The organism is Aequorivita aurantiaca (assembly GCF_030410135.1).
Classification (GTDB): domain Bacteria; phylum Bacteroidota; class Bacteroidia; order Flavobacteriales; family Flavobacteriaceae; genus Aequorivita; species Aequorivita aurantiaca.
This window is the reverse complement of the sequence record NZ_JAUGQQ010000001.1, coordinates 318,983-333,749: the sequence shown is the minus strand read 5'-3', so window position 1 is coordinate 333,749 and position 14,767 is coordinate 318,983. Positions and strand designations below refer to the sequence as shown.

14 protein-coding genes and 1 tRNA gene are annotated in these 14,767 nt (G+C 39.1%); 11 read left to right on the top strand and 4 right to left on the bottom strand.

The features are described 5' to 3' along the window. Positions 1-109: 109 nt before the first annotated feature. Positions 110-1,978, top strand: coding sequence for a cation:proton antiporter (locus QRD02_RS01580; RefSeq protein ID WP_290253137.1), 1,869 nt, complete (start codon positions 110-112; stop codon positions 1,976-1,978). 38 nt (positions 1,979-2,016) lie between these two features. Then, positions 2,017-2,244, top strand: a complete 228-nt coding sequence (locus QRD02_RS01575) for a hypothetical protein (RefSeq protein ID WP_290253136.1) — start codon at positions 2,017-2,019, stop codon at positions 2,242-2,244. A gap of 9 nt (positions 2,245-2,253) precedes the next feature. Here the strand turns inward: QRD02_RS01575 and lepA are convergent, their stop codons facing one another. Further along, on the bottom strand, positions 2,254-4,050 hold the full coding sequence (lepA, locus tag QRD02_RS01570; protein ID WP_290253135.1) for a translation elongation factor 4: 1,797 nt from the start codon (positions 4,048-4,050) through the stop codon (positions 2,254-2,256). Positions 4,051-4,269: 219 nt separating this feature from the next. Between lepA and QRD02_RS01565 the strand changes: the two genes are divergently transcribed. Both QRD02_RS01565 and dusB read left to right on the top strand, forming a co-directional pair. Beyond that, positions 4,270-6,684, top strand: a complete 2,415-nt coding sequence (locus QRD02_RS01565; RefSeq protein ID WP_290253134.1) for an outer membrane beta-barrel protein — start codon at positions 4,270-4,272, stop codon at positions 6,682-6,684. A gap of 81 nt (positions 6,685-6,765) precedes the next feature. After that, complete coding sequence (dusB, locus tag QRD02_RS01560) at positions 6,766-7,758, top strand: tRNA dihydrouridine synthase DusB (protein WP_290253133.1); 993 nt, start codon at positions 6,766-6,768, stop codon at positions 7,756-7,758. Here the strand turns inward: dusB and QRD02_RS01555 are convergent. Together QRD02_RS01555 and rbfA are read right to left on the bottom strand one after the other, a co-directional pair. Further along, positions 7,755-8,960, bottom strand: coding sequence for an ABC transporter permease (locus tag QRD02_RS01555; protein ID WP_290253132.1), 1,206 nt, complete (start codon positions 8,958-8,960; stop codon positions 7,755-7,757). The two genes, dusB and QRD02_RS01555, sit on opposite strands and share 4 nt — an antisense overlap. Position 8,961: 1 nt before the next feature. Beyond that, positions 8,962-9,357: a 30S ribosome-binding factor RbfA gene (gene rbfA, locus QRD02_RS01550; protein ID WP_290253131.1), complete on the bottom strand. Its 396-nt coding sequence runs from the start codon at positions 9,355-9,357 to the stop codon at positions 8,962-8,964. A gap of 105 nt (positions 9,358-9,462) precedes the next feature. Between rbfA and mce the strand changes: the two genes are divergently transcribed. After that, positions 9,463-9,870, top strand: coding sequence for a methylmalonyl-CoA epimerase (gene mce, locus QRD02_RS01545; protein ID WP_290253130.1), 408 nt, complete (start codon positions 9,463-9,465; stop codon positions 9,868-9,870). A 114-nt stretch (positions 9,871-9,984) separates the two neighbouring features. Then, positions 9,985-10,058 (top strand) — tRNA-Ile (locus QRD02_RS01540). Positions 10,059-10,497: 439 nt separating this feature from the next. Here QRD02_RS01540 and QRD02_RS01535 read toward each other — a convergent pair. After that, positions 10,498-11,085, bottom strand: a complete 588-nt coding sequence (locus QRD02_RS01535) for a riboflavin synthase (RefSeq protein ID WP_290253129.1) — start codon at positions 11,083-11,085, stop codon at positions 10,498-10,500. A 57-nt stretch (positions 11,086-11,142) separates the two neighbouring features. On the opposite strand from QRD02_RS01535, the gene pdxA reads away from it, so the two are divergent. From pdxA to accB, 5 genes are all read left to right on the top strand, one after another. After that, complete coding sequence (gene pdxA / locus QRD02_RS01530) at positions 11,143-12,204, top strand: 4-hydroxythreonine-4-phosphate dehydrogenase PdxA (RefSeq protein WP_290253128.1); 1,062 nt, start codon at positions 11,143-11,145, stop codon at positions 12,202-12,204. Positions 12,205-12,285: 81 nt separating this feature from the next. Further along, positions 12,286-12,831, top strand: coding sequence for a YceD family protein (locus tag QRD02_RS01525; RefSeq protein ID WP_290253127.1), 546 nt, complete (start codon positions 12,286-12,288; stop codon positions 12,829-12,831). 9 nt (positions 12,832-12,840) lie between these two features. Beyond that, on the top strand, positions 12,841-13,038 hold the full coding sequence (gene rpmF / locus QRD02_RS01520; RefSeq protein ID WP_111815263.1) for a 50S ribosomal protein L32: 198 nt from the start codon (positions 12,841-12,843) through the stop codon (positions 13,036-13,038). 170 nt (positions 13,039-13,208) lie between these two features. Continuing rightward, a complete protein-coding gene (locus QRD02_RS01515) occupies positions 13,209-14,207 on the top strand; it encodes a beta-ketoacyl-ACP synthase III (protein WP_290253126.1) in 999 nt (332 codons plus the stop codon). Positions 14,208-14,240: 33 nt separating this feature from the next. Further along, complete coding sequence (gene accB, locus QRD02_RS01510; protein WP_290253125.1) at positions 14,241-14,726, top strand: acetyl-CoA carboxylase biotin carboxyl carrier protein; 486 nt, start codon at positions 14,241-14,243, stop codon at positions 14,724-14,726. The last annotated feature ends 41 nt before the right edge of the window (positions 14,727-14,767 follow it).

The window sequence follows — 14,767 nt, the reverse complement described above, 5'->3', positions numbered from 1 at the left end:
AAAAGCGTTACATTCGTAAAGACGAAGTATAAATTATTATAGTATTTTTAACAATTCATTATTAAAGGGCGCCGCCTAAAAATCTTTTATTTACCAAAAACCAAACTGAATGGTAGAACTTGCCGGAATTATAATTCTCGGAATCTTGGCCCAATGGGTAGCATGGAAGTTAAAGATTCCCGCCATTTTACCCTTAATTTTAATTGGATTGTTGGTCGGTCCGCTTTCCACTTTTATGTCTGCGGATGGCACGCAATGGCTTCAGCCAATCTGGAATGGGGAAAAAGGACTTTTTCCAGGCGAAAACCTTTTCTACTTTGTTTCTCTTGCTGTGGGAATTATTCTTTTTGAAGGTGGACTAACCCTAAAAAGGGATGAAATTTCGAAAGTCGGTCCCGTTATTGGAAAATTAATCAGTATTGGCGCTACCATAACTTTTATAGGCGCAGGCATTGCGGCCCATTATGTTTTTGGTCTTAACTGGCGAATTTCATTTTTGTTTTCAGCACTTATAATAGTAACGGGCCCTACCGTAATTACGCCTATTTTAAGGAATATACCCTTACAAAAAGATGTTGCCGCAGTGCTTCGATGGGAAGGAATTTTGATTGATCCCATTGGGGCGTTGGTTGCGGTGCTTGTGTATGAATTCATTAGCGTTGAAGGTGATTCTGGCTATACAAAACAAGCACTATTGGATTTCGGCAAAATTGTTTTGGTAGGCTTGGCTTTTGGAATTTCGGCGGGATATGCTCTCTATTTTTCCATAAAAAAGAAACTTGTGCCGCATTACCTTTCGAATGTAGTGTCCCTTTCTCTGGTCATGGCCGTTTTTGTAATTAGCGATCTATTTGCGCATGAATCTGGGCTGCTGGCCGTAGTTGTTATGGGAATGTTTCTTGGCAACAGTGATCTTCCAAGTTTAAAAGAGCTTCTTTATTTTAAGGAATCGCTCAGTGTTTTGTTAGTTTCAATCCTATTTATATTGCTGGCAGCGAATATTAGCGTTGAAGATCTGATGTTGGTGTATAATTGGAAAACCGCGATTTTGCTTACCATAGTTATTTTCGTACTTCGCCCATTGTCGGTTTTTGCCAGCACCGTTGGCTCTTCCTTAAAATCCAATGAAAAACTTTTTGTTAGTTGGGTCGGTCCACGCGGAATTGTAGCCGCAGGAATTTCATCGCTATTTGGAACTCAACTTGTTTCCAAAGGGGTTGTCGGGGCAGAATATATTACTCCATTAGTTTTTGCGGTAGTATTGGTAACGGTAATCATTAATGCCACAACCGCCCGAATAATGGCCGATTGGATGGGTGTATTTCTAAAAAAGTCCGAAGGAATTCTTATGGTTGGGGCGTCAAAGGTTTCCCGTTTAATTGCCACTTATTTACATAAAAATAACCGCCACGTGGTTTTGATAGATTCAAACCAGCTAAATATAAATCGTGCGAAAGAACTGGGCCTAGAAGCATTTACAGCAAATATTTATGCGGATGACCTCACGGACAATATTGAATTGAATGACGTAGGCTATCTGTTGGCTATGACCGGGAGCGATGAGATAAATAAGCAGGCTATAAGCAGATTTGGAAGGTACTTTGGCGAGAATGGAACTTTCAGGCTGATGACCTCCGAAGAAATGCGGCAGCGCCAAAATCTTTCCGTCAAGGAATTATTTTCATATACCCACGATTACGGCCGCTTCACTGAAGTGGCCCAAGATTTCCCCTCCATTCAGGAAATACCCGTTGTAAACCACAACCAGTTCCTTAGGGTAATGAATATTATTGGTGAAAATGAAAATGCTATTCCCCTATTTTTGAAGCGCCCCAATGGATTTTTAGATCTCATCACCGCCCCAACAGAACTGGAGGTAGAACAAGGAAGCAGTTTGGTGTATCTAGGAAAACCAATGGATTTTGAAGATGTTGTGAATGCAACGCGAATGGAGAATCAAGCCAAGGCAAAAAAATAATTTAAGTTGTAGAAGCGTTGTATAAAAAACTTTCTTTGATGAAAAAAACTTCCTTAATTATTGTAATATCGTGTAGCATTACAATTTTTTCGTGCAAAAAAGATGATGGCATCAGTTGCACCATGTGCTCTTCTCCCGAAACTTCCGATTTCCAGGTGTGCCAAGAACGTGATGGCAATGCTTCAGTAAATGGCCAAAATACGGGAACTGCTTATGATGATTACATTTCTGGATTGGAACAGGCGGGAGCCAGTTGTGGCATTTAATAGACCTTATTAATCGTTAAGTTTCAGCACCGCCATAAAGGCTTCCTGTGGGATTTCGACATTCCCCACTTGGCGCATTCGTTTCTTCCCTTTTTTCTGTTTTTCCAAAAGTTTTCGCTTTCGTGAAATATCGCCACCATAGCATTTTGCGGTAACGTCCTTCCGAAGCGCCTTCACGGTTTCGCGGGCAATGATCTTTGCGCCGATTGCCGCCTGGATTGGAATATCAAACTGTTGTCTTGGAATCAACTCGCGCAATTTTTCACAAATTTTCTTGCCAATATCGTACGCATTATCGCGGTGTAGCAGTGCAGAAAGGGCATCAACTATATTTCCATTTAAAAGAACATCTACTTTTACAAGGTGCGACATTCGCATTCCAATAGGTGAATAATCAAAGGATGCATATCCTTTTGAAACAGTTTTTAATCTATCGTAAAAGTCGAAAACGATTTCCGCCAAGGGCATATCAAACGTAAGTTCAACTCTTTCGGTGGTTAAATAGGTTTGATTTGTTATTTCCCCTCTTTTTTCGATACAGAGAGACATTACCGAACCCACGAAGTCTGATTTGGTGATCACCGTCGCCTTTATATAAGGTTCCTCAACTCGGTTAAGTTTTGAAGGATCCGGAAGGTCGGAGGGGTTGTTTACCAAAATGGGCGTATCTGGCTCTTTATTTGAAAAGGCGTGATAGGATACGTTTGGGACGGTTGTAATTACCGTCATATCAAATTCTCTTTCTAGCCTTTCCTGAATTATTTCCAAATGGAGCATTCCCAAAAATCCGCATCGGAAACCGAAACCTAGCGCCATGGAACTTTCCGGCACAAAAACGAGGGAGGCATCGTTAAGTTGAAGCTTTTCCATAGAGCTTCGCAATTCCTCATAATCTTCTGTGTCCACAGGATAGATTCCTGCAAAAACCATAGGTTTTACATCCTCAAAGCCTTCGATCATATTTACCGTTGGATTTTTTGAGTCTGTTATGGTATCGCCCACTTTTACTTCCTTAGCTTCTTTTATACCTGTAATAAGATAACCTACGTCGCCAGTTTTAATTACCTCCCGGGGAAATTGTTTCAGCCTGAGCGTTCCCACTTCATCGGCATAATAACTTTTTCCGGTGGCCATAAATTTGATGTGCTGTCCCTTTTTAATTTCGCCATTCAATACCCTAAAATAGGTTTCCACACCTCGGAATGGGTTGTAAACGGAATCAAAAATCAAGGCTTGTAAGGATTCGTCTGGATTGCCTTTGGGCGGTGGAATGCGCTCAATTATTGCGCTCAATATTTCATCAATACCTTGTCCGGTCTTGGCGCTGGCCGGAATAACTTCTTCAGGCTTGCAACCTAATAGATCAACAATATCGTCAGTAACTTCTTCAATATTTGCCGATGGAAGGTCCACTTTATTTAAAATTGGAATAATTTCCAAATCGTTCTCAAGGGCCAGGTAGAGGTTGGATATTGTTTGGGCTTGAATACTTTGTGCTGCATCCACGATAAGTAAGGCTCCTTCACAGGCTGCGATTGATCGGGATACTTCATAGGAAAAATCTACGTGACCGGGTGTGTCAATTAGGTTTAGCGTATATTCCTCACCATTGTATACATAGTCCATTTGGATGGCGTGGCTTTTAATGGTAATGCCTCGCTCGCGTTCCAAATCCATACTGTCCAATAATTGGGCTTGTTTTTCGCGATCGGTTACTGTTCCAGTAGCGTCCAATAGACGATCTGCCAAGGTGCTTTTACCGTGGTCAATATGGGCGATGATACAAAAATTGCGAATGTGCTTCATAAATATTTCCTTCTCGTGCTTACAAGTTGCAAATATAGATTAAAAGAGTGATTTTATTTATTTTCATCTATTGAGTTAAATTTAGTTGTACCTCATTGGTTTTATTTAATAAATTTTTAACATATTTGTATTGCTTAGCTGAATTTTAGCGAAGTTAATTTGTTTTCTCCCCAGAAAAATTTTTGTAACGGGTGTCGCCCCAGATATCTACTTAACAACATGAGAAGACTTTTTATGTTTTTGCTTTGCCTTCAAGGTTATCTTTTGATGGCTCAGGAATTTTCCGTTTCGGGAAGAGTAACAGATGCTTTAAATAGTCCATTGTCCTTCGTAAACGTGTTAGTTTATGAAGCTGATGCAGAAACTTTAATTAAAGGTACCACTACGGATGAGGACGGTTCCTTTATTCTGAAAGGAATGGGGGCCGGCAGCTACAGAATTAACTTCAGTTATATTGGTTTTGAGGATTATATTGAAGTGGTTGAAATTTCCGCTTCAAAAAATTTGGGCAACATACATTTAAAAGAAAGTTCAGAAATGTTGGACGAGGCAGTTGTTCAAACCAAACTTCCCACCATTCGAAAATCCCCCGGAAAACTGGTTTTTGAGGTGGAAAACTCATCACTTTCGGTGGGGAACACAATAGATCTTTTAAAGAGGACTCCCGGAGTAATTGTTATGGGTGAAAGCATCCAAATTAAATTGGCCGCTCCAAAAATCTTCATTAATGGGAAACGGGTGTACCTTTCCTCGTCGGAAGTGTATTCGCTTTTGCAGAACACGGATGCCTCAGCCATCAAATCAGTGGAAGTAATTACAAATCCTTCGGCAAAATATGATGCCGATGCGGCTATTGTTCTAAATATTATTACTTCAAAACCAATTTCCATTGGCTATAAAGGCTCGATAGATGCAACCTATGAACAAGCAATTTATCCGAAATACAACTTAGGTACTTCCCATTTTTATAAAAATAATTGGTTAAATCTTTATGCCAGTTATTCATTCGGGGAAAGGAAGGAATACAAAGAGGATGTTAACTATATTAAATATTTTCTGCCTGATGAGGTGTCAACCAAGTCCATTTGGGAAACAAAATTCAGCCGCAACTCTGAAAGTCAAAACCATAATGGAAAAATTGTTATGGATTTTTCCTTGAATGATAGGAACACCATCAGCCTGTCTTCGAATGTATCGATTACTCCAAAATTGGCGTATGAAAATCAGGGCCACTCCTCAATATTGAATCCTCAGCGTCAGTTGGATTCCACCATTACTACTTTAAGTTATGTTGATTTTGATAAAAAAAACCTCACACTCGCGTTAGATTATAATAGGGTATTGAATGATAAGGGCGCCACGTTGGCCATTTCTGGCAATTATATTTTTTATGACTATTTGCAGCACCAGAGTGTAAGCTCGGATTATTTTTTGGCGAATACTGATTTTATTAGGAATACCAGCTTCAACACCAGTTCAAAACAGCACAATAATATTTTTACTGGGCAAGCGGATGTTTCCTCAGAATTGTGGGGCGGAACTTTTGATGTAGGGGTAAAATTCAGTAAGATTGATACCGAAAGCATACTAGATTTTTACAATAGTTTCAACAACGCCGTTTTATACAATAGTGTCCTTTCGGACGATTTTAATTATATAGAAAATATCTACGCCGAATATATAAACTTTGAAAAGGAATGGGAAAAATGGAGCATGACCGCCGGCGTTCGTGGAGAATATACAGATATTGATGCCATTTCCCGTTCAATGGGAGAGGTGAATTCCCAAAACTATTTTCAATTGTTTCCATCGGCATCCTTTCATTATTCAATAAACGATGATAACGGGATCGGAATTAGTTATAGCCGCAAGGTGCAAAGGCCACGTTATCAAAGTCTAAATCCATTTAAATATTATATTACAGAACGAAATTATTTGGAAGGAAATCCAAATTTAGTTCCGGCAATTGAAGATAAAATAACGCTTTCCTATGACTATAAAAACAAGCTCTTCTTTGAGCTCTATTTTCAAAATGTGGAGAATAGTTTGAATAATTTGGTTCTGCAGGATAATGCCAACAGCACATTAACTGGTATTGAATCCAATATGATAAGAAGTTACCAATATTCGTTTGATGTCACTTATTTTAATTCATTGAACAGTTGGTGGTGGTTGCACGTTAATACATCATCCTTTTACTTGGCTACAGATTTTTACGCGTTGTTAAGCGCCCAAGAAAAATATAAAAACGATACTTTCGGACAGTATATTTTTCTTACCAATAATTTTACACTATCCAAGGATCGCTCCTTAACTGCAGATTTAACGAGTGTTTACATTTCCAACTTTGTGTATGGAAACCGGTCGTTCAAAAACCAGAATTATGTGAATCTTTCCTTCAAAAAAAATCTTTGGAACAAGCGCGCAAGCTTGACCGTTGGGGTTGATGATATTTTTAATACGCTAAATGATCTTGCATCCGCATCCGAATATTACAATCAGGATAATCGGTTTATTGCGAAACAGGAAAACAGGCTTTTCCGTATAGGTTTTAAGTATAACTTCGGAAATGCCCGATTACGCGATAACAGCAAAAAAATAGAAACTGACGAGGGCGAAAGGCTCGGAAAATAGAACCTGTTAGCATCTCCCACTGTTTATTAATTCTTATTTTATTGATATTTACTACTTTTGCAGTTCCAAAATAAAAAAGAATTGCCAAAAATAGGAAACATACAATTGCCGGATTTTCCATTGCTGCTCGCACCAATGGAAGACGTTAGCGACCCGCCGTTTCGCGCACTTTGCAAGGAACAGGGCGCCGATGTTGTTTTTACCGAATTCATTTCTTCCGAAGGACTTATCCGTGATGCCGCCAAGAGCGTGATGAAACTGGATATTTATGAAAAGGAACGCCCTGTGGGCATTCAGATTTTCGGCGCCGTGCTAGACTCGATGCTGAAAAGCGTGGAGATTGTCGAAGCCAGCGGACCAGATATTATCGACATCAATTTTGGCTGTCCCGTTAAAAAAGTAGTCTGTAAAGGTGCAGGCGCGGGAATCTTGAAGGATATAGATTTAATGGTGAAGCTTACTGAAGCAATGGTAAAGCATACCAGACTTCCCGTTACGGTAAAAACCCGCTTAGGCTGGGACCACGATTCCATTAGAATTATGGAAGTAGCGGAACGTTTGCAGGATGTGGGTTGCCAAGCCCTCTCAATCCACGGAAGAACACGTGCGCAAATGTACAAGGGTGATGCCGATTGGAGACCCATTGCCGAAGTAAAAAACAACCCACGGATGCACATTCCTATTTTCGGAAATGGTGATGTGGACACGCCCGAAAGAGCAATGGAAATGCGCGACAAATATGGTTTGGACGGTGCGATGATAGGCCGCGCCAGCATTGGTTACCCATGGTTTTTTAAGGAAGTTAAACATTATTTTAAAACCGGAGAGCACTTGCCGCCGCCATCAATGGCAGAACGCGTTGATGCCGCCAAACGCCACTTACAAATGGCAATAGACTGGAAGGGCGAAACCCTTGGTGTTTTTGAAACTCGCCGCCACTACACGAACTATTTTAAGGGAATTCCAAACTTTAAGGACTACCGAATGAAAATGGTAACCAGTGATGATTCTGCCTCGGTTTTTGAAGCTTTTGATGAGGTTTTGGAAACATTTGGAAATTATGAATTTGCTTAAACCAAAAGTTTCCCCCGAACTCTGCTCGAAGCAATTTTGGATGCAATAATTCCCAAAACACTTATCGTAACAAATACAATCAAAATATTGATTGGCTGGAGTTTTACGGGATAGGGCAGCGTACTCGTTATTGCTATAAATTCAAATTTTAGCTGTGCCCATACGGCAAGAATTCCGAGGAAAATACCCAATAGACCGCCTAAAACCGTCATTAACGTACCCTGAAGGAAAAATATGCGGCGAATTTCCTTTAAGGAAGCGCCCATATTATAAAGCGTTTTTATGTTTTTGCGCTTGTCCAAAACCATCATAATTATAGAGCCAACTACATTGAAAAGCGCAATTATCAAAACCAAGGTAAATATCAAGTACACTGCAATATTTTCAGTATTCAGCATTTTGTAAAGCGCATCGTTTTGCTGAATTCTGTTTTTTATTAGAATTTTTTCGGAAAAGATTTTTTCAATTTCGCGGCGAACGTTTTCTTCGGAAGTATTTGCAAGCAATTTTATTTCTAATGAAGAAATTTTTGTGCTGTCCATTGAAAGCAGTTTGTGCGCAAATTCAATATCGGTGAAAACGTATTTTGCATCCAAATCCTCATTTACTTGATAAACACCGGAAACTATTACGTTTTCCTTGCTGAAAGCATCGGTGGGGTTCAGCACATCAATCTGTCCCGTTCCGGGTTTCGGCACATAAATTTCGAGCGGTGCGCCATAATCTCGCACTCCCAAGGATAATTTTGCGATGGTTGAAAGGCCCAAAACTACTTCACGATTATCCGGGCCAAGCCACTCGCCATAATACATAATGCTGTCCAAATTTATTACTTTTCCGTAAAGTGAATCCACACCCTTTATGTACGCAATATGGTTTTTTCCTTTGTAATGCAGAAAAACCCGCTCCTCGATTATTTCTGAAAAAGTTGCAATGCCTTCAATGTTTTTTAATTGTTCGTTTTGCGCTTCTGAAAGACTGATTGTTTTTCCGCTTTCGGGGTAAATTTTTAGATCGCTGTCAAAAACATTTGTGAATTGGAGGCTAAAATCCTTCAACCCCGAAAATCCCGAAAGCACGATAAACAAAGACATTGCGCCAACCACTACGCCAATTGCAGCAATAATAGTAATGATGTTTATGGCGTTGTTACTGCTTTTTGAAAACAAATATCGCTTGGCGATGTAGAGCGAAAAATTCAACCTATGTTTTTTTTCTTTTCGGAAGTAAGTCTGGATTTTTTAATGGGTTTTCATCACCTTTTACTGCCTTGTCAATTTTTTCGATGTATTCCAAAGAATCGTCATTATAAAAGGAAAGGTCGGGCATTTTGCGCAGTTGATTTTTGGTGAGCTGTGCAATTTGATGCTTTATTTGTGGCTTCAATTTGTTGAGTTCCTTCACCATATTTTCTGCCTTATCGGCCGGAAATACGCTTACAAAAACTTTCGCGATGGAAAGATCGGTAGTGACGCCCACTTTGCTTACCGAAATAATAATGCCCAATTGTCCGGCTTCGCGAAGCATGTTTTGCAACACATTTGCAAGGTCGTTTTGCAGCACACCGGCTATTTTCTTTTGTCTGTTAGTTTCTTCCATACCGCAAAAATATGACAATTAACGGTACGGAGTGTTAATGAAGCCTGAAGCTTGTTCAATTTCAATGGATTTTAGTTTGTATTTTTGGTCAATCAACATCTATTTATGGAAAAAATTGAACACATCGGAATCGCAGTCCGGAATATTTCCGAGGCAAATAAAATTTACGAAACATTACTTGGAGTGGCTCCTTACAAAAATGAAGAAGTGGAAAGTGAAGGCGTGCAAACCTCTTTTTTTCGCTGCGGCGAAAGCAAAATAGAACTTTTGGAAGCGACAAATCCCGACAGTCCAATTGCAACATTTATAGAAAAGCGAGGCGAGGGTATACACCATATTGCTTTTTCGGTAACGGATATTAATGCGGCGATGAAGAGGCTTCAAAAAGAAGGATTTGTCTTGTTGAATGAAACGCCCAAGATAGGAGCGGACAATAAGCTCGTAGTGTTTCTCCATCCCAAATCCTCCCACGGGGTGTTGGTGGAGCTTTGCCAAGAAATTGAGAATATCTAAAAATTGTTTTGCTGTATTTGTAAAGTGTTTTACATTTGCAAGCCTAAAATAATCATCCAGAATCCAGTTTTGTTAAAAATGGACTTCGGCGATTTAAAGTTTTGAAATAAAAAAGGTCCCATAGCTCAGCTGGTTAGAGCACCTGACTCATAATCAGGGGGTCCATGGTTCGAGCCCATGTGGGACCACTTTTTTCCGATTTGCATTTTGTTTAAAATAACAAGTTGAAATCAAACTTAATTGGAAAAAATTTTCTCCTAATCCTCTGCAGAGAGTAACATGACGAGTTTTTGTTCTATTCTTTAGAAATAAATAGAAATAAAAAAATCCGTTTAAACCACAAATTATACGATTAAAATGAGTTATTTAACAGCCAACAACTCATTTTTTATTTTAGGATAAAAAAAATTATTACTTTAGGCGCATAAAAACGAGCCCCAAATCGTTAATGAACAAACATGGTATCACTTATTTATAACCTTATAATATTTGCTCTTCAAACCCAAGGTCCACCTCCGCCTACCCAAAACCGTGGACCAAATTTGCCTTTAACCGAAAATTTATGGATATTGCTAATTGCGGGTATTTTTTTGGGGATCTATATTATTTATAAAAGTAAGCGCACCACTATAAATAAGGAAGCATAAGGTTTTTTATATATTTCCCGATAATATCAAATTCTAAGTTTACTTCGTCCCCTTCTCTAATTTTTTTAAAGTTTGTATTCTCATAGGTGTAAGGTATGATAGCAACACTAAATTCTTGGTGTTTGGAATTTACCACAGTTAAACTAACTCCATTCACAGTAATAGAACCTTTTTCAACGGTGCTAAATTCTACGTTTTCATACTTAAAAGTAAAGAGCCAACTTCCGTTTTCATCTTTAATATTTTTGCAAATAGCCGTACCGTCCACGTGGCCTTGAACCATATGGCCGTCCAATCTGTCCCCAAGTCTCATAGCTCTTTCCAAATTCACGAAAGTACCTTTTTCTAAAGTTTTTAAGTTGGTCTTTTGTATGGTTTCTTTAATTGCCGTTACCATATACGAGTCTTCCTTAATTTTAACCACCGTCAAGCAAACCCCGTTGTGTGAAACGCTTTGGTCAATTTGTAATTCTTGCGCCAAGGGACTTTTTATTTTAATGTGAAGATTTTCTCCCTCGTGCGTAAGTTGGGCTATTTCACCCACAGTTTCAATAATTCCTGTAAACATTGCTGCAATTAATTACATTTGTAATGCAAAAATAACAATTAATAAAAGCCCAGCATAATGAGTTTAGATGACAAAAGAATAGTCGGCATTTCCATAGGCGATATCAACGGGATTGGTAGCGAAATAATTCTGAAAACATTTGAGGATTCAAGAATGCTGGAGTTTTGTACCCCTGTTATATTTGCTTCCGTAAAAATAATGACCTTCTTTAAAAAACATTTCGATATTGATATTAACTTCCATGGAATTGATAAAATAGAAGATCTTTTGCCAAAAAAAATAAATGTATTAAATGTTTGGAAAGAACAGGTGGATGTAGCATTTGGTGAAGAAAACGAAATTGGTGGAAAATACGCCCTAAAATCCTTGCAAGCTGCCGTGGCCGCCCTAAAGAGCAAAAATATCGATGCATTAGTAACTGCGCCTATCAATAAAACCAACATTCAATCGGATAATTTCAAATTTCCGGGACATACGGATTATTTGGCGCAGGAACTTGGCGGGGAAAGTTTAATGCTTCTTGTTTCGGAAAACTTAAGGGTTGGGCTTTTAACAGATCATGTTGCCGTGAAGGATGTGGTAAAAAATATTAACAGGGAACGTATTGACAAGAAAATAAATACTATTTACAGAACCCTAATCGAGGATTTCGGAATTGAAAAACCGCGGATAGCAGTTTTAGGCATCAATCCGCATGCCGGCGACAAAGGCGTAATTGGCGAGGAAGATGATACAATTCTGCGTCCTGCCCTTGACAATATTAGAAGTAATGGAAAAATGGTATTTGGGCCATATGCGGCTGACAGCTTTTTTGGATCCGGTAATCACAAAAATTTTGATGCAATACTTGCTTCTTATCATGACCAGGGCTTGATTCCCTTTAAAACTCTTGCATTTGGAAAGGGAGTAAATTTTACTGCCGGCCTGAATCGAATCCGCACATCACCCGATCACGGCACAGCCTTTGATTTGGCCGGGAAAAATGCCGCCAACTTCGAATCCTTTCGGGAGGCCGTGTATAGCGCAATTTCCATCTTTGAAAGACGAGTGGAATACAACGAAATTTCCAGAAATCCATTGCAGATAAACCGCAAAAGAGGCTATTCAAAAAAGAAATAGAAAAATTAATTGCTATTGAAATAATTTTTTATCTTTGCACCCGCCTTATCCGTAAGGTTAAGGTCTTAAATAGGTGTGAAAATGAAGGAATTGAAAGAGTTTACTATCCCTTTCGTAGGGCTGAAATTAGGAAAACACCAGTTTAACTTTGAATTAAATAAAGCGTTCTTTGAGCATTTTGAGTATGACGAATTTAATGACGCTGCCATTAATGTCGATGTACTGCTGGAAAAAATGAGCACGTTGCTCGAGTTCACATTAACGTTTGATGGAACCGTGAACGTTGCTTGTGATATTACAAATGAACCCTACAATCAAGAAATTGCGGGTTCGTATAAATTCGTGGTTAAATTCGGTGAGGAATACAATGATGAAAATGAAGATTTGCTCATTCTTTCCCACGGAAGTTATGAAGTTAACATTCAGCAATATGTTTATGAATCCATCGTGTTGGCAATGCCTTCACGCCGAATTCATCCTGGAGTAGAGGACGGCACATTAAAAAGCGATATACTCGATAAACTTGAAGAACTAAGCCCAAAAGCGAAAAACGAAGAAGAGTCGCCAACGGACGAAAATATAGATCCCCGTTGGGATTCATTAAAAAAACTATTAACGGATAAATAATAAATAGCAATGGCACATCCTAAGAGAAAAATCTCGAAAACCAGAAGAGATAAGAGAAGAACGCATTACAAAGCTACTGCCCCTACAATCGCAATAGACCCAACAACGGGCGAGTCGCACCTTTTCCACAGAGCACACTGGCACGAAGGAAAAATGTACTACCGTGGTCAAGTTGTAATTGATGCTACGGAGCAGGTAGAAGCATAATCTTAAATATTTCAATGAAAAACTCTCACAGCTACGTGAGGGTTTTTTTGTTTTTTAACTTGGCAAAAAGGCAAAAACACCTTAATTAGTGCCGAATTTCAAGTAAAATTTAGTAATTTTCACTCTTTTTAAAGGATTTTTTATCCTTTTGTGAATTTTAATTCCGATTTATGAACACTATCACGGCAGCTATTACCGCTGTAGGGAGCTACGTTCCTGATTATGTACTCTCAAACAAAGTTTTGGAAACAATGGTAGATACCAACGACGAGTGGATTACCTCAAGAACCGGAATTAAGGAAAGGAGAATATTAAAAGATAGTGATAAAGGTACTTCTTACCTCGCTATACAAGCAGCAAAAAACCTTCTTGAAAAAAGCAATACCGATCCATCGGAGATAGACATGGTAATCATGGCCACTGCAACACCGGATATGCCTGTTGCTGCTACTGGTGTTTACGTAGCTACACAAATTGGCGCAATAAATGCCTTTTCGTATGATTTAGTTGCTGCCTGCTCTAGCTTTCTTTTTGGAATGTCAACTGCCGCGCGATATATAGAGTCTGGAAAATATAAAAAAGTACTTCTAATTGGCGCAGACAAAATGTCGTCAATAATTGATTATTCAGATAGAACCACCTGCATCATTTTTGGAGATGGCGGGGGAGCAGTTCTATTTGAACCCAATATGGCGGGCTTAGGGCTTCAAGATGAATATCTGCGAACAGATGGCATAGGCCGGCCTTTTCTAAAAATTGATGCCGGTGGTTCGCTATTGCCCGCATCCATAGAAACAGTGAAAAACAAGCAGCATTATGTTTTTCAGGAAGGAAAAACTGTTTTCAAATTTGCCGTATCAAATCTGGCGGATGTTTGTGAAAAGGTTATGCAACGGAATAATTTGGCGGGAGAAGACGTAAATTGGCTAGTTCCACATCAAGCAAACAAACGGATAATTGACGCCGCAGCCTCAAAAATGAAACTTCCCGATGAAAAAGTAATGATAAACATCCACAAGTACGGAAACACCACCTCTGCAACATTGCCCCTGTGCCTGGCTGATTATGAAACCCAATTAAAGAAAGGAGACAATTTAATATTTGCATCCTTTGGCGGAGGATTTACGTGGGGTGCCCTCTATTTGAAATGGGCCTACGATTCAAAATAATTAAAACAAACCCAATAGACTAAATTTTATAATATGGATTTAAAGGATATTCAAAACTTGATCAAGTTTGTAGCGAAAAGTGGCGCCAGTGAAGTAAAGCTTGAAACGGAAGATATAAAGATTACTATTAAAACAGGATCTGAAAACGACAGAGGGGAAACAACCTATATTCAACAAATTCCAACAATGGCGCAACCGCAAATGCAAGCTCAGCCTCAAGCTGCCGTTGCTCCCCAGCAGTCCACAGCTGTAGAGGAAACTCCTGCCACAGATTCGAAATATATAACTATTAAATCGCCAATTATCGGAACCTTCTACAGAAAACCGGCACCCGATAAACCCGTTTTTATCGAAGTTGGAAGCAACATCAAAACCGGCGATGTTCTTTGTGTGATTGAGGCAATGAAGCTTTTCAACGAAATTGAAAGTGAAGTTTCTGGGAAAATTGTAAAAATCCTAGTAGACGATTCGTCTCCGGTGGAATTTGACCAGCCCTTATTCTTAGTAGATCCATCGTAGTATAAATCCCAAATTTCAAATTCCAAATCCCAAAATTAAAA